Raw genomic sequence first — 18,567 nt, 5'->3', positions numbered from 1 at the left:
AGCGTGCCAACGAGACCCCGCAGATTCCTGTCTGTTTGAGGAGGCTCGCAGTGCGCCCGCGGCAAGCGAGCAATCGGAGCGGTGATTCAGCACCGAAAAGACAGGAGACCATCATACATGTATGAAGAAACTTTTCTAACAGGTAAAGAAAGTTTATGATTTTGCTTTGGTGTAGAACGATAAGCGGCAATTTCATCAATAAGAGTTAGCTCGAGACACGAAAGCGCGAGACGCCTGCGGGAACAGCGAGCCAAGGAAGACCCCGCAGATCAATTGCGTGTCCGAGGAGGCTTCCGGATCGCCCGCGGCAAGCGAGCAGCTGGAGTGTCGTTTGTGCACAAGGTGATGAACAAAGCCCGAATGGAAGGCGGAAGTAAGGACCGGGCGCTTTTTGCCCGGTTTTTCTTACAGGTAAAGAAAGTACATGATTTTGCCCTGTTTTCAAGCCAATAGACCAGTGTCTTGGCCAAGAGTCAAAGCGGAGGTACTCTGGCGCCAGCGGGAACAGCGTGCCAGCGAGACCCCGCAGACTCGCGGTGCGCCCGCGGCAAGCGAGTAACCGAAGCGGCGATTCAGCACCGAAAAGACAGGAGACCATCATACATGGTTGGAAATTAAGGACCGGGCGTATTTTGCCCGGTTTTTCTTACTGGTTATTACACGAAGCATTTAAACTGTAACAAAACAAGAACAGTTATGATACACGGCTGTTATATAGAATTGGTAAATTGTATTCAGACGAAAACAAAGGATGGTTGTGTCATGAAAAAACTAACATTAATCCTCGCCGTGATCGTTCTTCTAATCTCCGTACTACCGAGTTCTTTTGCTGCAGCAAAAAGTAAATCGAAGAAAATCACCGTCAGTGCAACGGCTTATTGCGAAATGGGCCGTACCGCAACCGGTTACAATTATAAGAAACATCCGAAAGCAAAAGCGATTGCGGTGGATCCTCGTGTCATCCCGCTTGGCTCAAAAGTTTACATTCCTGGTTACGGCTATGCGATTGCGCGCGATACCGGCGGACGAATTAAAGGAAAAATCATTGATGTACATTTTAAAACGAGGAAACAAGCCATTAAGTGGGGAAGAAAAAAACTAAAGATTCGTGTCTATCGGCACTAAATAACAAAAAGGCTCATGTCCCGAGTTTAGGACGTGGGCCTTTTACATTATTAAAGTCTTTTTCTCTATTATTGCACCCGCGAATGATAGCGATCCCATGCGACGGCTGCAACGACTGGAATAATCACACAAATTGAGCCAAACACACCAAGTACAGTCATTTTACCCACCATCCTCATTTTTTGTTACCGCTTACATAGTTAGTATACCCGCCTCAGCTTGTTTTATACAAGTGAAAATGCCTTTTTTTTGCACGTATAGAGCAATGCTATTCAGCTGGTGACCGCTTTTGTGTGGATGATTCGCCGTGTTTGTTATAAAACAGTAAAAACATATCGAAAAACAATAAAATAATACTGATTTTCAATAATATCTATGCTATAATCCAATCGAGGTGAATGAAGTGGTGAAGAGGATACAACCTGCAATGACTGGTTTTTACTTATCCTTTATTAAGTTAGTTAAAAAGAAAGGTCGTGACGACAGATGGTCAATGATTTAGCAGAAAACGGAGCGAAAGAGAAACGGCCGCATGGCTATCAGAGGGGCAGCAAGCTTTTGCTCGGAACGATCCTGCTTGGCCTGCTTGCAAACGAGTGCTTTGTTGATCAGGCCTTCGGTATTTCGGTTCCGTTATTTGTACTAGCATTTTATGGTGTTTTTTTCTGGAACCTGGGCAGCACAGCATGTGTACAGAAAAATTTTGCCGGGGGATTGATGATTCCCATTCTCTTGTTGACGTTAACCTATGTCCTTTTCTCAAATGAAGTGTTTCAGGTGCTCAATGTGCTCGCGATTTCAACCCTGATCGTGATGCAGACGACGCTTTCTGCGAAGCGAGCAAGAGCCGATTGGTATGCGCCCTCATTTGTGATTGATGTACTGATCGGCTTTATCTATCGTCCGTTCGCTTTTCTTGCAGTTCCTTTTAAAATTGCAGCGGAGCAGATAGGGCGACGGACGGCGGGTGGGAAAAACAAAACGTTGACGAATGTCTTCATTGGAATTGTACTCACCTTTCCGCTCGTGGTCATCATACTTATGCTGCTTTCTTCGGCGGATGAGCGATTCAATTACTATTTAGGGGCATTCCCCCATTGGCTGGCTGGTTTCAATCTCGATACATTAATGCCGCGTTTGATTTTTATAAGCGCTGTGGCTCTGTTTTCGTTCAGTTATATTTGGAGTCTGATGATGAAACCAAAGCAGCCTGCACGTTACACGGATTCAACGGAGCAGACGACGTTTGCAGGCTGTATGGATGCGACGGTGGTAACGACCATCCTAAGTATAATCAATGTCATTTACGTATTCTTTACACTGATTCAGTTTTCCTATTTGTTTGGCAGCTTCTCGCTTGGTCTTCCGCAGCAGTTTACCTATGCTGAATACGCACGACGCGGTTTTTTTGAACTGGTACTGGTCACTTTGATCAACTTTACACTTTTACTGGTACTGCTGCATCTAACAAAACAGAGTAGCGGGCGCGTCAACCGTGCGATACAAATCTTGGAGTCATTGCTCGTTTGCTGCACGATGGTCATGCTTGTTTCTGCATTTATCCGTATGTACCTTTATGAACAAATGTATGGATTTACTTATTTACGTGTGCTTACCCATGCGTTCATGATTCTGCTCTTTGTATTATTTCTGGTCACGCTGTTTCGTATTTGGAAGAAAGGGATCAAGCTATTTAAATACTACTTGCTCGCAGGCATAACCGCGTTTGTCGTGATTAACTATGCCAATATTGATGTATTGATCGCCCGATGGAACATTGATCGGTACAATCAGACGGGGAAAATTGATGTGGCGTACCTGGCAACACTGTCGCATGACGCAACCCCTTACTTGGTTCAGTTGCTCAAGACCAAGGATGACTCGGTTCGGAAAGTCGCGGAAAACCAACTCTTTGGACAGAAACAGATGCTTAATAAACCACAGGCATGGCAATCGTTCAATCTCTCTAATCTGCGTGCAAAACAGCTGCTTAATCAAGAACATTTGCAGCGAAATCAACTCGATCCATCACTTTCTCATGAAATCTATGATGATTAAAAAATAAAGCAAAACAACCGGATTCGCAGAGAATCCGGTTGTTTTGCTTATTGATCGATTCAATTCACATGCAAGGTGACATCGCCCAAGTGATGCGTAAATGTCGCAACATAAGTTCCTTTTTCCAATTTTTTCGGCAAGCAGAAGGTACCGGTCGAAACCGTTGTTCCTTTGCTGACTTTTTTTCCTTCTTGTGCGAGTCGTGCAACAAGCCATTTCAAGGCATGCAGTGGATTTCCGAGTACTTCGGATGCTTCTCCTGATGTCAGCGGCTTGCCGTTCAAGCGCACATCAGCATGAACATGGGCTAATTCGTCAACGGTCGGTTTTTTTGCTGCGGGTTTGCCGACAACGAGTCGACCGCACACGGCACTGTCTGAGATAACCAGTTCAAGTGGAAGGTTTGGAAACCAATCCTTGAAACGTGAGTCGGGAACTTCGATACCGGGGGCAACATCTGTTTTTGCGAGCAGCTGTTCTTCGTTATCTTCAGGAGACAAATCTTCCAAGGCGGTGAATTCCAATTCGAGTTCGAGGAGTGGCTCGTTGAGTGTTGCCAACGCAAGCTCGGCCCCGTCATGCAAGACACTTGAAGCAACAACTTGTCCGTAAAGCGGCGAATCAGAGCTGAACATGTCTTGTGTCTGTTTGCTTGTTAAACTGATTTTATATCCCTTGACGGTTTCCTTTTTCTTTGCGTTAAATGCGTGCTGCACCTCATAGGCATGTTCCAAACTCAATGTCGAGGTATCCGCATTTTTAAAATCAAGCGGTTCATTTTTACTCAATGCTTGATACAATTGTTCTGATAAATCATCCTTTGTAACCAACATCCTAAGCGCCTTCTTTTCTGTTTTTTTATTTATCTATCTTTTTTCGTAGTGCTAATTATAATACTGAGAGATCGTGCGTCAACCCTCATTCACAAAAAAGTCAGAAAAAACGGGTTTATTTTTAAGGTAAACGGTTCACTCATTTAAAGAAACGATGAATAAACTATTTGTGAAAACACAATGTTGCCCGTCATGCTCCATACATGTCAGGGCTTAGAGGTGGTTGAATGAAGGAAATTATGAACCAAATTTTGTTGATTGCAACACTGATCGCGCCGATCACGACCGCACTTGTACAGGCTGTAAAGCAAACCGGCAAAATTAGCGATAACGATCTGCCGCTAAGCGCCCTTGGTATTGGCATCTTTCTCGGATTCTGTGCTTCGTTCTTGTTCACGGATGTCCCTATTGCTTACCTTGTTTGGGCAGGTGGAATCAGTGGCCTTGCCGCAACGGGTTTATTTGAGACTTTTAAACATAGGTAAAAGGGGATCCGATAAAAAACACTTGAAATATAACTAAACATAGTTGTATAGTATGAATAATCCTTCCGTTATATAAATGGATAGTCACCTTTTTACTCTGCTGAGATGCAGAGTTTTTTTTATGACGGATCGGTAAACCAGCGCTTGATAAAAACAGTTTGACAGGGATAAAGCCCCATTGCCATGATTTCTTGGCATAGAAAAGAACCTTCTTTTCTGATTCATTAAATCAAGAAAGAAGGCTAAACTTTGAAAAGAAAATATGATTATTCATTACATTTTGCTGATAAATAAATGGCTCCTTCAGAAATCTTATTATATCAGCGTTTATGTCCCAGAAGGGATTCGAACCCATGACCCACGGCTTAGAAGGCCGTTGCTCTATCCAGCTGAGCTACTGGGACAAATGTATTCACTTTTTCATGACGACCTATATTATTTTAGAGAATATGACAGGATCTGTCAATGGTTGCTGCAAAAACTTTTTCATCCGTGCTTTTGTTTGGTCAGAAGATCCCAAAAGCAATATACCCGTTGATTCATTCCTCAAACATAGGTATGACATGCTATAATCACACAGGCGATAAATGAAGCATATGAGCGGGGTGACGCCCTCTGAAGGGGGGAAAGCCGATGATAGTATCCAAGCATTAACATTGATGACTAGTTTTGCAATGCTAATACTGATGCTGTCAGATAAAAAGAAATGATCCGCTTCATATGCCATTGCGCAGTGGCTTTGATTGAAGCAGACCATTTTCCGAAAGTGTAAGTTTTCATTGATGCGCTGCATCCGCTCTTATCGCGGATATTGCTATTCCGTCAGTGTTCACGCACTGGTGGTTTTATTTTACATTTCTTGTTTCTTTATTATACCCGTTTACATGTAATGCAATGAGCAGAAAGATGACGGCTCAACATTGTGCAGTCCTCGGGAATGACATTCCTTCTTTAAGAAGGAGAGCTATACCCCAAAGCTGCCGAATCTCTGTTAAAGATGCCGTTAGGACAAAGCAGCAGTGGACAAACACCTTGATACAGCGCAAGTAGATATTGCTAAGAAGGTTATTGATGGATTGACTTCTATTGCTCAAACAGTCGTTGCTGGCTTTAATCAGCGCGTTGTAGCTGACGCCAAGGCAAAAGGAGTTTTCACATCTGAATTTGCTGCAAGTGTTAAAGAGGATGCAGTTAAAGCCGTGATTGCACAGGGCACCAGAGCTGATTGCGCTCGGTAAATCTGCGATTGGCGACATTGAAGAGCTGATTCCGCACTGGTGACCGTTAAAAAAAGATAAAAATTCAACATTTAAGAAACTATCATTGCTTCTCCGTAATGTAGTTAATCATGTGGGAGGACGTAAAAGATACGGGGTCACGCATGAAAAATGCGTTGTTACACGGTTGAAATTTGCCTTATGATTATAATAGATAGTTCAGAAAGGTTGGTCGCTACTTTAATGAAAAATGAAGATGAAAGATTGTTGCGATTATGGTTAAAAGTTCCAAAAAAATATAAAAAAGCAGTTATGGAAATTTTATGGTTTATTGGTTGGGGAATAGCGATTTTTACGGTTTATAAACTATTCTTTGGTAAATAGCATCTGCTAAATGAAACGCCCAAGGAATGGGGCAGAATTTAAGCATTAATGAATTTTGAATAGCTTTATTGATACTGATGTTGAATCATAGAATGTGTATAAAATAGCCATTTTGTTTAATCGATATGAACCAACTTTATGCGTTTTTTGTTTTCTGTAAGTAAACTTCTTAAGCGTTCGCTTTGAATAAAATCGGGAGGAAATTGGGGGCGAATTTTCTATTTGGTTGTCGCTGGTTTTCGATTATTTTGCAGGGTGCATATAGGTGACATATTATGTTGTAAACGGTAACGGATGCTACGATCGAGGTGTGGTCAGACATGATCTAAGATGATCTGAATGATCAACAATGCGCAGAGGAGCGGTTTACTAATGAGTAAGGAATACCATTCATTTGTTGAATTGCTGAAGGATGCACATCGTCGACTGGATCAAATAGAACGAGATATCCTAATGATTAATGAAGTCTGTGCTCGTATTGAGCATCAGCAGCTTGTTAAGCATGTCAAATAAATAGATCTTTGTTTTATTCTTTTATGTCTTTCAATGGCAAACATCACAGTCACCAGCCGATTCTTTTTGTATACTGATCTGAGTAGTGGTCTGAAGACAACGAAAAGAGGTTAGAAAAAATGAAAAGAATTGTTACCTTGAACACGATGAATTTAAAGGCGTCTGCAACAAATGGCGGACATGGCGAATGCCAAACATCCTGCCAGTCTGCATGCAAAACGTCTTGTGGTGTTGCCAATCAGCAGTGCGCAGAACCGGCAAATCGATAAGACCGTTAGTCAACCGCTCAACTGAACATTCAGCTGGGCGGCTATTTTCTTTGCTCTAATTTATGATTCTATTAAGCATGATTGGCACAGTGAAGCTCCGAAGCATGCACATGAATTTCGTGTGCGTCCTGTGCCCGACGTAGAAGTAATGAATAACATTTTGTTTTAAATAAGGAGCCGGATCGATCAGATGATTCATCAATACAAATTAAACGGATACAATATTGTGCTTGATACGTATAGCGGCTCGGTTCATGTTGTGGATGATCTCGCTTATGATGTGATTGAAATGTATGAGAAGAACGCACCCGATGCTATTGTGAGGCAAATGTTAGTTAAATATAGAAAGGATACGGATGTTTCAGAAACAAGCATACGCGAAACGATTGACGATGTTGCAGAACTCAAGAAAACCGGCAAACTCTTTTCTGAAGATGCGTTTAAAGATCTGTCGTTTAATCTAAAAAAGCGAAAAACCTATGTGAAGGCTTTATGCCTGAATGTTGCTCATACATGTAACTTGACTTGTGAGTATTGTTTTGCCAGCCAGGGAAAATACCATGGTCCGCGTGCGATCATGAGTGAGGAAGTCGGCAAACGAGCGATCGACTTCTTACTTGAGAACTGCGGGTTCCACCGTAACCTTGATGTCGACTTTTTTGGCGGCGAGCCGCTCATGAACTGGAAGGTCGTCAAGAGCGTCGTTGCCTACGCGCGCAGCAAGGAGAAGGAATACAACAAACAGTTCCGTTTTACACTGACAACGAACGGTTTGCTGCTGCGTGATGAGGTTGTTGATTTTCTCAATCAGGAAATGCACAATGTGGTGCTGAGCCTTGACGGGCGTAAAGAAGTACATGATCGTCTGCGCAAAACGATCACGGGAAAGGGAAGCTATGATTATATTGTCCCTAAGTTCCAAAACTTCGTGAAAAAGCGCGGTGAGAAGGAATACTATGTTCGCGGCACATTTACACATAATAATGTTGACTTTACTAATGATCTTTTTCATATGGCCGATCTTGGTTTTGACCGTCTTTCAATGGAACCGGTTATTTGTGATCCTAAGGAACCGTATGCGCTTAAGGAAGAGGATCTTCCGGTCATCTATGAGCAATATGAAATCCTTGCCAAAGAAATGCTGAAACGTGAAGAAGAGGGCAAAGGATTCATTTTCTATCATTACATGCTGGATTTGAATGATGGCCCTTGTATTCATAAACGAATTTCAGGTTGCGGGTCAGGGACCGAATATTTGGCCGTGACGCCGACAGGTGAGCTGTTTCCTTGTCATCAGTTCGTTGGCGAAGAAACCTATAGCATGGGAAATATTTGGGACGGAGTTAAAACACCGGAAATTCAGGAAGCATTTAAAGAAACCAACTGCTATTCGAAACCGGAATGCCAAGATTGCTGGGCAAAATTGTACTGTAGCGGCGGCTGCCCGGCCAATTCGCTGCATGCAACCGGTTCGCTTAATGGCAACTTTGAATTCAGCTGCGACATCTTCCGCAAGCGGATTGAATGTGCGATGATGATCAAGGTCGCCCAATCGATGAAAGCGATGGACCGGGAAAAACAGGCAGCGAATCAGTGAATTTAAGTCATAAAAAAGATCCCTTCTCATTTTGAGAGGGGATCTTTTTTATGATCAGATCACTGAGCGATGCGAGCAACCGCCTTCGTGATTTTTTCCTTAATTGTTCCATCGAGCATTTTTGGAATATCCTCGAGCTGCAGCTCATGCGTGATTAGTGTTTCGACATCAATTCGATTTGTCATCATCTGTATCGCATCCTGCATGGCGTGAGGATTAATAAATGCACCTTTTATGGTCAATTCCTTAAAAAAGACATCATAAGCGTTAATTCGAATCGAAGCTTCAGGATCAGCGACGCCGAACATCAGTACCTGTCCGCCGCGGCGTGCCAAGGCGATCGCGCGTTCCTGAGTTGCGGTAACGCCGACACATTCAATCACAAGATCATAGCTTTCTCCATGTTCTTCCTTCTCAGGATTGAACACGTCATCGGCACCAATTTGCTTGAGCAGCGCAACCTTCTTTGGATTCCGGCCACTGACGGCAACCTTCTTAAGGCCCATACTTGCCAAGATAGCGGTGAAGATCTGTCCCATAAAGCCATCGCCAACCACACAAGCGGTATAATGGGGCTTGATCATTAATTCATGAATGCCGTGAACCGCACAGCTGACCGGTTCCACCATCGCAGCAGCTTTTAACGAGAGGCTATCTGGAATCGGATAGACGTTTGTTTCCGGTACGTTCACAAATTCGGCCATACCGCCGTCTCGTGTGACACCGACTGCTTGATTGTTTTCGCAAAGCTGAGGACGGCCTTCGTGGCAGAAATGGCAAAATCCACATGGAATATTGGGGTCGATCGCAACCCGGTCACCGACGTTTAAAGCGCCGTGAACCTCTGATCCCAGTTCAGCAATGACTCCGGAAACTTCATGTCCGAGAACAACCGGCATGTTGGCATCACCTGAACCGGGAAGCCCCTTGTACAAATGTTTGTCTGTGCCGCAAACACCGACATAGCTGACTTTTACTTTGATTTCGTGATTTTTTAGTGGAGCTGCAGGGCGATCCTGCATTTCCATATGTTCTTTTTCCGTTAAAACAAGTGCTTTCATAGTAAAAAACTCCTTTCCTATTAGGCACGTACGACGCGAATTTGGGTGTAAAACAGATACACTATTATTTACCCTTTTTAACAGGACTAATCCTGTTTATCCTCCGATTTTTTTCTGCGGTTCTGCTCTTTTTTCAGAAGAAGCAATTGGGCAAATGAAGTTCTCAGCACCCGGCGTGCCTGTGTGGCGGTTTGACGTACCTGTCGAGTCTTCTGTTCGAGTTCTTGATCTGAAAAATGCGAGAGCTTTTTTTGTATTTCAACCGTGTGAATATAACTTCCCTTCACCAAATTGTAAGTTGATTTTCCTGCAACATCGATGCCGTGTCCAATTTTTTTACCGGATGGCTCTTTGCTGAAATCGACGAGCTGGTTTATCATTTTTTCACTGACATGCTGATCCCAAAAGGTAATCAGCGGTCCGGCAAAGAACGAAATAATAATTGTTGCGAGGCCAATTGGTCCGCCCATGATCAATGCGCCGATCATAAAAGCGATATCCTGTACGATACGGCAATAGAGATAACGGATCTTCAGCCGCGTTGATGCGATCGGGGCGAGTGCATCGTAGGGAGCGACGCCGAGGTCTGCGGTCATGTAGAGTGAGGTACCGAGTGTAAAGACCAGCAAACCAAGAATACCGTTTACGATTGATGTCAGCAGGGTTGGCTGATAGTGGAATATGGTCGAATATAGGGTTGAGAACCAATCGATCAGGAAACCGGCAAGTACCATATTAAAAACGGTTCCGATTCCGATCTTTTTTCGATCAAGGAGAAGGACAAGGACGATGATCACAATATTCGCCAGCAGTTGATAAACGCCCAAGCTTAAATGCAGCTTGTCTGATATGCCGATATTAATTGCAGTAAATGGATCAAGACCGACATTGCCGACTTTGCACAGTGTCGCACCCAGTGCGAGAATGGCTACGCCGACGAGGGAAACTAAAGATCTAATGACGCGTTCAAAAAACTTATGCGGATGCGTTTCTTCTTCAATCACAGAATTTCCTCCAATTTTTTTGCTCTATGCTGTTGTCAAAAGCTAAAATGATTTGATGTCCCATTGATTCTGCAGTTCCTCCGTATCAATGAGCGACAATTATGAAATTTATTTCCGGGCGGTAGTTCTCTATTAATTCTTTCAATAACTCATTATTTTGTCAAGGATAGCGTTAGCCGAGCGGCGCGATTCAAGGCGGATAAAACACGTGTGAAAAGTTTTTTCAGTTGCCTTGAGGCCACGTTTCTAATTGATAGAATGCGCTTTTTGATTACGCCTCATCCGAGATGAAAATATGGGAAAAATTTCACAAAAACGTCACGGTGAGAATATTATGTAATCGCATACAAAACGATCAGCCAGGAGGAATAAAAAATGAGAATAGTGATTGCGGGGGCCGGCGCGATGGGGAGCCGTTTTGGAGTGATGCTGCACCATGCAGGAAACGATGTCGTTCTGATTGATAAATGGCGTGAACATGTTGAAGCAATTAAAAAAAACGGGTTAAGCGCGAACATTAATGGCCAACGGAGTACAACACGAATGCCCATTTTCTATCCTGATGAAATAGCGTCAAACAGTACGCCGGCCGATCTAATCATCGTGTTTACAAAGGCCATGCAGCTGGAAGACATGCTTCAATCGATTAAACCGCTTTTGGGATCGGAAACGATGGTCCTTTGTTTGCTCAATGGCCTAGGGCATGAGGATACGCTCGCGCGTTATGTACCCAAAAAAAACATCGTGCTCGGTATTACGATGTGGACGGCGGGATTGGAAGGACCGGGGAAAGTAAAGCTATTTGGAACCGGAGAAGTAGAATTACAAAATATTGATGCTGAGGGTGAAAAGCATGCCAAAAAAATTGTTGCCGAATTGAGAAACGCCGGTCTAAACGGGGTTTACAGCAGCAATGTGAAGTATTCGGTTTGGCGAAAAGCGTGCGTGAACGGGACGTTGAACAGTACGTGCACGATTTTGAACGCAAACATTAGCGAACTTGGCGCGACAACCGAAGCCATTCCGATTCTTAAAGCCATTATCAGTGAGTTTGCTGCAGTCGCGGCAAAAGAGCATGTCATCCTCGATCAAAAGGAAATTTTGCAGCATGTGGTTGAGACCTTTGATCCGAATGGGATTGGTCTTCACTATCCATCCATGCATCAGGATTTGATCAAAAATAATCGTTTGACAGAAATTGATTATATTAATGGTGCTGTTGCTAGAAAAGGAGCGGCTTATGGCGTACCGACACCTTATTGTGCTTTATTGACAGAATTGATTCATGCGAAGGAACAAATCCTTAAAGCAAAGTAGCTGAAGCCCAGGATTCATAAAGGGGGAATTGATGATGACGGAACATGAAGAACGACTCACCACGAAAGTTTTTATAAACAAAGTACTGTCGGGAACAGCGTTAGGGATCATTGTCGGTCTGATTCCCAACGCAGTACTGTGTGCGATTCTTAATTTGTTTGGCGATAATAGCATCGCGCTTTTTATTTCCCATGCGGTTGTTGTTTTTCAAGTCGCAACACCACTGCTTATTGGTGCGTTAATCGCTGTGCAATTCAAATTTAGTCCGATGAATATGGCGGTGGTTGCCGGGGCGGCTTATGTGGGCTCAGGTGTCACGCAGTTTTCACCGGCGATTACAAACAATGTGACCCACGCAGTGGGCGGCTATCTAAGCGCTGGGACCGGAGATCTGATTAATACAATGATTACAGCATCGATCGCAGTGCTTATGGTGCTTTGGATCGGGGCGAAATTTGGGTCGGTGAGCATTGTGCTTTCTCCGATTGTTATTGGCGGAGGTGCCGGTATTATTGGCTTGATTCTGCTGCCGTACGTTTCCTACATTACGACATCATTGGGCAGAATCATTAATGCCTTTACAACACTTCAACCCATTTTGATGAGTATCTTGATTGCCTGCTCATTTGCGATTCTCATTATCTCACCAATATCGACCGTTGCAATTGGAATGGCAATTCAACTGAATGGTGTCTCTGCGGGTGCGGCAGCCATGGGTGTTGCTGTAACGACGATCGTTCTGGTTATTCATTCGTGGCGAGTGAATAAATCCGGAGTGACCTTGGCCATTGCGTTAGGGGCAATGAAGATGATGATGCCGAATTTGTTCCGCCATCCGATTATCCTGCTTCCGATTCTAACTACTGCCGTTGTCAGCGCCGTCCCGGTTGCAGTGTTCGGTGTATCCGGTGTCCCTTCATCCGCCGGGTTCGGTCTCGTCGGCTTGGTAGGCCCCCTTGCCTCGATTACCGCCGGCCTTAATCCCTGGCTTGCCGTCCTCGTTTGGTTCATCATCCCGATCGTTGCCGGCCTTCTCGTGCAGTTTGTGCTCGAAAAACTATTGCGCCTATATAAAAAAGGAAAAGTATTCCATTATCTCGGATGATGGAGAGATAATGTGCAGCGCGCGACGTCCTAAGATGCCGCAAAAGGGGCAATGCGGAATCGCCCACAGCTAAGCATAGATTGTTTTTAAATAGAATATGCAGGGTGTCTCAATGGTCGATCACGATGAGACACCCTTTGTTTAATTGTAATGCGCATGGATTCGAGCGTTGTGATGCGGCAGACATGGCACGTCAGGAGGTGAATCTCTTTTTGGGACAGCCTCTGTTTGATGATGATTCTGTGATGCGACGTGATTTCGTTTCTTAATCAGAATGAAAAACAAATATGAGACACATATTGTTTAATGTGATATACTTAAACGATGATAGAAGCGATTGGAACAGGAGATGTTTTTCTTTAAACGTTCCGTTGAAAACGCTATCTTTATTGGCGCGAATCAGCACTATTTTAGGGGTGAAGGAGAAACCAATGGACACAAACTATTTGGATTTGCTCGCTGAAAGGTATGATCGTGAAGAAAAAGTTGTGACCGAATTGATAAACCTTGAGGCAATATTGAATCTGCCAAAGGGAACCGAGCATTTTGTCAGTGATCTTCATGGAGAATATTACGCATTTCAGCATGTGCTTCGAAACGGTTCCGGCAATGTGAAACAGAAAATCAGCGATTTATTTAAAAATTGGACACAAGAAGAAACGGATGCTTTTGCCACCCTCGTTTATTACCCGGAGGAAAAACTTCAACTTGTACGAAAGACGCTTCATCAAGATTCCTTTAACACCTGGCTGAAGACAACGATTGAACGAATGATTAAACTGACCGCGTTTGCGTCCACAAAATATACAAGATCCAAGGTGCGCAAAGCGCTGCCAGAGTATTTTGTCTACATTATCGAGGAACTCCTTTACAAAACGGACGAATTCTCCAATAAAAAAGAGTATTACTCCAAAATTATTAATCGGATTATTTCATTAGGTCAGGCAAATAAATTGATCATCGGACTGGCGTATACCATCCAGCGATTGGTTGTCGATCATCTCCATGTTGTCGGTGATATTTATGATCGCGGACCATACCCGGATCGAATTATGGATACGCTGATGAGCTACCACTCTGCGGATATTCAGTGGGGCAATCATGACGTGCTTTGGATGGGGGCTTATGCAGGTTCAAAAGTGTGTCTTGCCAACTTGATTCGCATTTGTGCTCGTTATAATAACCTTGATATTATCGAGGATGTCTATGGAATCAACCTGATCCCTTTGCTCAATCTTGCGGATAAGTATTATCATGATCGACAATCATTCCGGCCAAAAGTCGTGCGTGAAGACCGACTCTCGGAAGAAGAACGGCTGCAAATAACGAAGATTCATCAAGCGATTGCAATCATTCAATTTAAATTAGAAATGCAAATTATGAAACGGCGTCCGGAGTTTCATATGGAGCATCGAATGCTTCTCGAATGCGTCAATTTTGAAAAGCAAACCATTGACCTAAACGGGAAGACCTACCCGCTTAAAGAGACGTGCTTTGCGACCATTGATCGCGATGATCCGGGCAGGCTGCTTGACGAAGAGACCCAGGTGATCGATAAACTGCTCTATTCGATGCAGCATTCTGAAAAGCTGGCTAGGCATATGAACTTTTTAGTCAATAAAGGGAGCCTCTACCTCAACTATAACGGGAATCTGCTTATTCACGGCTGCATTCCACTTAATGAAGACGGAAGCATGAAGCAAATGACGGTTCAGGGAAAGCCTTTGTCTGGGAAACAGCTGCTTGATGCCTTTGAACGTTTCGTACGTGACAGTTTTGCCCATCCTGAGGAAACGGATGACTTTGCAACGGATATGGTTTGGTATCTTTGGACCGGAGAGAACTCTTCGTTGTTTGGCAAGAAAGAAATGACGACTTTTGAACGCTACTTTATTGAAGATAAGGAAACCCATGTCGAACAAAAAAATCCTTACTATGCATTGCGTGAACAGGAATCGATTTGCCGAAACATTTTGCGTGAATTTGATCTTGATCCTGATGAGGGACACATCATTAACGGGCATACGCCGGTTGAAGAACGGAACGGAGAGAATCCAATTAAAGCAAACGGCAAAATGATTGTCATTGATGGCGGCTTTTCTAAAGCATATCAGCCGAAAACCGGGATAGCCGGGTACACACTGCTTTACAATTCCTATGGGATGCAACTCGTCGCGCATCAACATTTTCATTCAAAAGAAGACGTTCTGATGAACGGAACCGATGTGTTTTCGGTACGGCGGCTGGTTGATCGAAGATTGCGACGGAAAAAGGTTCGAGAAACCAATGTTGGTCGTGAACTGATGAAGCAAATTGCTGTGCTGGACCAATTGCTCTTTTATAAATATCAAAAAAAGGCATGCATTCAAACGGATCGTCCCAATGAACATTTCTTGGTTTAAACGAAACGTCCAAACAAGGCGCGATGGTCTTGTTTGGACGCTTTTTAATCAGCAGTTTTTTGCTGGATTAATGATATTTGATTGATCCGCCATTTACTGGAAGTTCAGCCCCGTTGATATAAGAAGCTTGATCTGACGCCAGAAAGAGAACCGCGTGCGCGATCTCTTCGGGTCGGCCAATTTCGCCGCGGGGGATCTGTCGGACATTTTTGGCAAAATGCTGCACCGCTTTTTCGCCGTCCATAGTGAACTTCTCAGCCAGCATGTCGATCATACCTTCGGGCCGTTCCCACATATGTGTCCGCGTTGGTCCAGGTGAAACGCAATTAACGCGTACACCGTCTCCGCCAAATTCATTGGCAAGCGCACTGGTCAAATTTATCACGCCGGCTTTGCTGACACTGTAGTCAATCGCAAATTCATCAGGAACATGACCACTTTCTGATGCGATTGAAATGATCGATGCATGCGCTTGATTTCTTAAATAGGGCAGCGCGGCACGTGTGGTCCGGATCATGGAATACAAATTTGTCTGCAAGGTTTTATCCCAGTCATCATCCGTCAATTTTAGAAAACTGTCTTTATAGTTAGCGATACCGACATTATTGACTAAAATATCGATATGTCCGAAATGATCGACCGCTTCTTTGACGAGTGATTCTGCTCCCTCTTTTGTACTGAGATCGGCGGTTACGGGATGAAGTGTATCGGCGGGTGCAAGATCTTTTAAATGATCAGTAGTCAAATCACCACCCGCTACTTTTGCGCCTTCCTTTAAAAAAGACTTGGTGATTGCAAGCCCCATACCATTGCCGGCGCCGGTAATCAGGGCAACCTTATTTTGTAAGCCTAAATTCAAAAAAATCCCTCCTTACTCCTTTTGTTCCCCAGTTGAGGTGATGCCAAACATAACGGAGACGGAGTCCATGGATTGGGTGAGGCTCAAAGTGAAGTGCTGCGCTTTTTTAATTGTTTTGCGATGATCACGATGGCGCATACGGCAGCGACAATCATGAAAAGAATCAGCAGCGCAGCGTGAAGGAAGAAGGCTTCCGGGAGAATCGTAATAATCGGATCGGTCTGCGGATTAAATACCCAATAATCATTTCTGAAGAATAGTTTGTGGAACAGGATGAATGTCCCGTCAAAATCAATGGCAAACATCATGAGCGGGAGGAGCGTAAACATAATAAGCATGATTGCTGTCGGTTTAAAAAAGCTGAAATCCCGTTGCTTGCGCTTATGAAAAATTCCGATGACACTGATAATCGCTGAAACAACCAGTAGCAGTTCAATGGCCATAAAAATACGTTTCACATCTTGAAAATGAATGCGACCCGCACGCGAATAATCGAACGAAGGAAGGTGAAACGTCTGCGGCAGCGGGTTGATGAGGTACTGGATCGTATAGTTGTAATTCTCCACGATCTGATCATAGCTGAAGCCAGATTGACCTACGAGATCCAGATGCTGCACATCAAAATAATAAAGCGGCGTAAAACCAAGTGTAACAAGTACAGCAAAGCAGATGATAAAGATGGCAATACTGACAGCCAGTCCAAGCTGGCCGAGGCGATAGGTTGAAAAGAACAATCCATGACACATCCTTAAGCTTAAGGTTGAACCGCTAACTTCGTATACGCTCATTATCACCTATCGGACAAGAAAATTCAAAAAGAAATGTGACTAAACACCGGACTTGAGCGTATTCAACACGCATGATCGTTTTTGACAATGGGGTTTTCTCTTAACGAGAAAGCTGTGCTGCGGTTATAATGAAGGAGAACGAAATGACGGAAGATCTATTATGAAAGCGAGTGATCCTTTTATGGACAATTTTATTTATCACAACCCGACTAAACTCATCTTCGGCAAAGGGCAGCTTGATCAATTGAAAACAGAGGTCGCGAAATACGGCAAACGTGTTTTATTGGTCTATGGGGGCGGGAGTATTAAACGCACCGGGCTGTATGATCAAGTGCTCGAACAGCTTAAGGCAATGAGTGCCGAGGTCTATGAACTTGCAGGCGTTGAACCTAATCCACGATTGACAACGGTAAAAAAAGGCATTGCGCTTTGCAACGACCATGCGATTGACTTTTTGCTCGCTGTGGGAGGCGGAAGCGTGATCGACTGCACCAAAGCGATTGCTGTCGGCGCGAAGTTTGACGGTGATCCTTGGGCGTTTATTACTCGTCAAGAGACGGCAGAGGATGCCCTTCCATTCGGTACGGTGCTCACGCTTGCCGCGACCGGATCGGAGATGAACCCAAACTCTGTAATCACAAATTGGGAAACGCATGAAAAATACGGATGGAGTTGTCCATTTTCATACCCTGCATTCTCTATCCTTGATCCCAGCTTCACGTTCTCTGTACCGAAAAATCAAACCATCTACGGTATGGTGGATATGATGGCTCATGTCTTTGAACATTATTTTCATCCGGCAAAACATACACCCCTTCAAGACCGCCTGTGTGAGTCGATTTTGCTTACGGTCATTGAGGCTGCCCCGAAGCTTGTTCATGATCTTGAAAATTATCAGCTCCGCGAAACGATTCTCTATTGCGGCACAATGGCTTTGAATGGGATGGTTTCGATGGGCTTTGAGGGTGATTGGGCAAGTCACAATCTAGAGCATGCAGTATCCGCAGTGTATGATATTCCACATGGCGGCGGCTTAGCGATTCTGTTCCCAAATTGGATGAAGCATAATCTAGACGTTAATGTCGCTCGATTTAAGCAACTGGCCGAGCGTGTTTTCCATGTCGATCCGCTGGGCAAATCGGATCGGGAGGTTGCCCTTGAAGGAATCCGGGCGCTTCGTGAATTCTGGACAAGCATTGGGGCACCAAGTAGACTGGCGGACTATTCGATTGACGACAGCAAGCTTGATCTTCTCGCTGATCGTGCGATGGCCCGAGGCGCTTTCGGTCAATTTAAGGTTCTCGGCAGGCAAGATGCACTTGCCATTTATCAAGCTTCGCTTTGAGACTACAGAAAAATCCGCCAGCTTCTGAAGGAGCGGCGGATTTTTTTTGTCCTTTGATGGACGAAGAAATCAATAAACATAAGCAGCACCAATAATGATAAGTAAAATGAACAAAACGATCAGCAATGCGAAGCCGCTGCCATATCCGCCATATACAGCACCCATGAGTCGACACCTCCTCATCACGAGATACTTTATTTATATG

18 protein-coding genes and 1 tRNA gene are annotated in these 18,567 nt (G+C 44.1%); 12 read left to right on the top strand and 7 right to left on the bottom strand.

Annotated elements, in window-relative coordinates:
* Window positions 1-762: 762 nt before the first annotated feature.
* Together K7399_RS07870 and K7399_RS07865 are read left to right on the top strand one after the other, a co-directional pair.
* Window positions 763-1,125 carry a 3D domain-containing protein gene (locus K7399_RS07870; protein ID WP_028976649.1) on the top strand — a complete coding sequence of 121 codons (363 nt, stop codon included), beginning with the start codon at window positions 763-765 and terminating at the stop codon, window positions 1,123-1,125.
* A 486-nt stretch (window positions 1,126-1,611) separates the two neighbouring features.
* Window positions 1,612-3,183 carry a DUF4153 domain-containing protein gene (locus K7399_RS07865; RefSeq protein ID WP_223362574.1) on the top strand — a complete coding sequence of 524 codons (1,572 nt, stop codon included), beginning with the start codon at window positions 1,612-1,614 and terminating at the stop codon, window positions 3,181-3,183.
* 59 nt (window positions 3,184-3,242) lie between these two features.
* On the opposite strand, the gene K7399_RS07860 is transcribed toward K7399_RS07865, so the two are convergent.
* A complete protein-coding gene (locus tag K7399_RS07860) occupies window positions 3,243-4,016 on the bottom strand; it encodes a 2-keto-4-pentenoate hydratase (protein ID WP_128166854.1) in 774 nt (257 codons plus the stop codon).
* A gap of 227 nt (window positions 4,017-4,243) precedes the next feature.
* Here K7399_RS07860 and K7399_RS07855 point away from each other — a divergent pair, with 227 nt between their 5' ends.
* On the top strand, window positions 4,244-4,501 hold the full coding sequence (locus K7399_RS07855) for a holin (RefSeq protein WP_223362573.1): 258 nt from the start codon (window positions 4,244-4,246) through the stop codon (window positions 4,499-4,501).
* A 330-nt stretch (window positions 4,502-4,831) separates the two neighbouring features.
* Here the strand turns inward: K7399_RS07855 and K7399_RS07850 are convergent.
* Window positions 4,832-4,905 (bottom strand) — tRNA-Arg (locus K7399_RS07850).
* A 615-nt stretch (window positions 4,906-5,520) separates the two neighbouring features.
* On the opposite strand from K7399_RS07850, the gene K7399_RS07845 reads away from it, so the two are divergent.
* The 5 genes from K7399_RS07845 (at window position 5,521) to scfB (ending at window position 8,481) form a co-directional block, all read left to right on the top strand.
* Window positions 5,521-5,739, top strand: coding sequence for a hypothetical protein (locus tag K7399_RS07845; RefSeq protein ID WP_028976653.1), 219 nt, complete (start codon window positions 5,521-5,523; stop codon window positions 5,737-5,739).
* 222 nt (window positions 5,740-5,961) lie between these two features.
* Entirely contained in the window at window positions 5,962-6,102 is a 141-nt protein-coding gene (locus K7399_RS07840; protein WP_156031452.1) for a hypothetical protein, read from the top strand.
* Window positions 6,103-6,474: 372 nt separating this feature from the next.
* The gene (locus K7399_RS07835; RefSeq protein WP_156031454.1) at window positions 6,475-6,615 is read left to right on the top strand and encodes a hypothetical protein; all 141 of its coding nucleotides are present in this window, start codon (window positions 6,475-6,477) and stop codon (window positions 6,613-6,615) included.
* 119 nt (window positions 6,616-6,734) lie between these two features.
* The gene (scfA, locus tag K7399_RS07830) at window positions 6,735-6,884 is read left to right on the top strand and encodes a six-cysteine ranthipeptide SCIFF (protein WP_037563235.1); all 150 of its coding nucleotides are present in this window, start codon (window positions 6,735-6,737) and stop codon (window positions 6,882-6,884) included.
* A gap of 190 nt (window positions 6,885-7,074) precedes the next feature.
* Entirely contained in the window at window positions 7,075-8,481 is a 1,407-nt protein-coding gene (scfB, locus tag K7399_RS07825) for a thioether cross-link-forming SCIFF peptide maturase (protein ID WP_028976655.1), read from the top strand.
* 59 nt (window positions 8,482-8,540) lie between these two features.
* Here scfB and K7399_RS07820 read toward each other — a convergent pair whose 3' ends face one another.
* Together K7399_RS07820 and K7399_RS07815 are read right to left on the bottom strand one after the other, a co-directional pair.
* A complete protein-coding gene (locus tag K7399_RS07820) occupies window positions 8,541-9,542 on the bottom strand; it encodes a zinc-dependent alcohol dehydrogenase family protein (RefSeq protein ID WP_028976656.1) in 1,002 nt (333 codons plus the stop codon).
* A gap of 86 nt (window positions 9,543-9,628) precedes the next feature.
* Window positions 9,629-10,546, bottom strand: coding sequence for a YczE/YyaS/YitT family protein (locus K7399_RS07815; protein ID WP_028976657.1), 918 nt, complete (start codon window positions 10,544-10,546; stop codon window positions 9,629-9,631).
* A gap of 375 nt (window positions 10,547-10,921) precedes the next feature.
* Here K7399_RS07815 and K7399_RS07810 point away from each other — a divergent pair, with 375 nt between their 5' ends.
* The 3 genes from K7399_RS07810 to K7399_RS07800 all read left to right on the top strand — a co-directional run bounded on the left by K7399_RS07810 (window position 10,922) and on the right by K7399_RS07800 (window position 15,370).
* Window positions 10,922-11,863 carry a 2-dehydropantoate 2-reductase gene (locus K7399_RS07810; RefSeq protein ID WP_028976658.1) on the top strand — a complete coding sequence of 314 codons (942 nt, stop codon included), beginning with the start codon at window positions 10,922-10,924 and terminating at the stop codon, window positions 11,861-11,863.
* A 31-nt stretch (window positions 11,864-11,894) separates the two neighbouring features.
* Window positions 11,895-12,968, top strand: a complete 1,074-nt coding sequence (locus K7399_RS07805) for a PTS sugar transporter subunit IIC (protein WP_368656035.1) — start codon at window positions 11,895-11,897, stop codon at window positions 12,966-12,968.
* A gap of 431 nt (window positions 12,969-13,399) precedes the next feature.
* Window positions 13,400-15,370 carry a fructose-1,6-bisphosphatase gene (locus K7399_RS07800; RefSeq protein WP_223362572.1) on the top strand — a complete coding sequence of 657 codons (1,971 nt, stop codon included), beginning with the start codon at window positions 13,400-13,402 and terminating at the stop codon, window positions 15,368-15,370.
* Between the two features lie 67 nt (window positions 15,371-15,437).
* Here K7399_RS07800 and K7399_RS07795 read toward each other — a convergent pair whose 3' ends face one another.
* Together K7399_RS07795 and K7399_RS07790 are read right to left on the bottom strand one after the other, a co-directional pair.
* Window positions 15,438-16,229, bottom strand: coding sequence for an SDR family NAD(P)-dependent oxidoreductase (locus K7399_RS07795; RefSeq protein ID WP_028976661.1), 792 nt, complete (start codon window positions 16,227-16,229; stop codon window positions 15,438-15,440).
* 83 nt (window positions 16,230-16,312) lie between these two features.
* Window positions 16,313-16,963 (bottom strand): TIGR01906 family membrane protein, encoded by a 651-nt coding sequence (locus K7399_RS07790; protein ID WP_028976662.1) that lies wholly within the window; start codon window positions 16,961-16,963, stop codon window positions 16,313-16,315.
* Window positions 16,964-17,198: 235 nt separating this feature from the next.
* On the opposite strand from K7399_RS07790, the gene K7399_RS07785 reads away from it, so the two are divergent.
* Window positions 17,199-18,362 (top strand): iron-containing alcohol dehydrogenase, encoded by a 1,164-nt coding sequence (locus tag K7399_RS07785; protein WP_028976663.1) that lies wholly within the window; start codon window positions 17,199-17,201, stop codon window positions 18,360-18,362.
* A 69-nt stretch (window positions 18,363-18,431) separates the two neighbouring features.
* On the opposite strand, the gene K7399_RS07780 is transcribed toward K7399_RS07785, so the two are convergent.
* Window positions 18,432-18,527 carry a YjcZ family sporulation protein gene (locus tag K7399_RS07780; RefSeq protein WP_037563237.1) on the bottom strand — a complete coding sequence of 32 codons (96 nt, stop codon included), beginning with the start codon at window positions 18,525-18,527 and terminating at the stop codon, window positions 18,432-18,434.
* Window positions 18,528-18,567 lie beyond the last annotated feature (40 nt).

This window comes from Sporolactobacillus terrae, from assembly GCF_019930545.1.
Taxonomy (GTDB): domain Bacteria; phylum Bacillota; class Bacilli; order Bacillales; family Sporolactobacillaceae; genus Sporolactobacillus; species Sporolactobacillus terrae.
This window is presented reverse-complemented; position numbering and strand designations above follow the sequence as displayed.

What these genes read in the sequence shown, in the direction of transcription:
- K7399_RS07870 (WP_028976649.1), top strand. Translation starts at nt 763, where the DNA reads ATGAAAAAACTAACATTAATCCTCGCCGTGATCGTTCTTCTAATCTCC.
- K7399_RS07865 (WP_223362574.1), top strand. Translation starts at nt 1,612, where the DNA reads ATGGTCAATGATTTAGCAGAAAACGGAGCGAAAGAGAAACGGCCGCAT.
- K7399_RS07800 (WP_223362572.1), top strand. Translation starts at nt 13,400, where the DNA reads ATGGACACAAACTATTTGGATTTGCTCGCTGAAAGGTATGATCGTGAA.
- K7399_RS07785 (WP_028976663.1), top strand. Translation starts at nt 17,199, where the DNA reads ATGGACAATTTTATTTATCACAACCCGACTAAACTCATCTTCGGCAAA.
- scfB (WP_028976655.1), top strand. Translation starts at nt 7,075, where the DNA reads ATGATTCATCAATACAAATTAAACGGATACAATATTGTGCTTGATACG.
- K7399_RS07805 (WP_368656035.1), top strand. Translation starts at nt 11,895, where the DNA reads ATGATGACGGAACATGAAGAACGACTCACCACGAAAGTTTTTATAAAC.
- K7399_RS07860 (WP_128166854.1), bottom strand. Translation starts at nt 4,016, where the DNA reads ATGTTGGTTACAAAGGATGATTTATCAGAACAATTGTATCAAGCATTG.
- K7399_RS07855 (WP_223362573.1), top strand. Translation starts at nt 4,244, where the DNA reads ATGAAGGAAATTATGAACCAAATTTTGTTGATTGCAACACTGATCGCG.
- K7399_RS07780 (WP_037563237.1), bottom strand. Translation starts at nt 18,527, where the DNA reads ATGGGTGCTGTATATGGCGGATATGGCAGCGGCTTCGCATTGCTGATC.
- K7399_RS07810 (WP_028976658.1), top strand. Translation starts at nt 10,922, where the DNA reads ATGAGAATAGTGATTGCGGGGGCCGGCGCGATGGGGAGCCGTTTTGGA.
- scfA (WP_037563235.1), top strand. Translation starts at nt 6,735, where the DNA reads ATGAAAAGAATTGTTACCTTGAACACGATGAATTTAAAGGCGTCTGCA.
- K7399_RS07840 (WP_156031452.1), top strand. Translation starts at nt 5,962, where the DNA reads ATGAAAAATGAAGATGAAAGATTGTTGCGATTATGGTTAAAAGTTCCA.
- K7399_RS07820 (WP_028976656.1), bottom strand. Translation starts at nt 9,542, where the DNA reads ATGAAAGCACTTGTTTTAACGGAAAAAGAACATATGGAAATGCAGGAT.
- K7399_RS07835 (WP_156031454.1), top strand. Translation starts at nt 6,475, where the DNA reads ATGAGTAAGGAATACCATTCATTTGTTGAATTGCTGAAGGATGCACAT.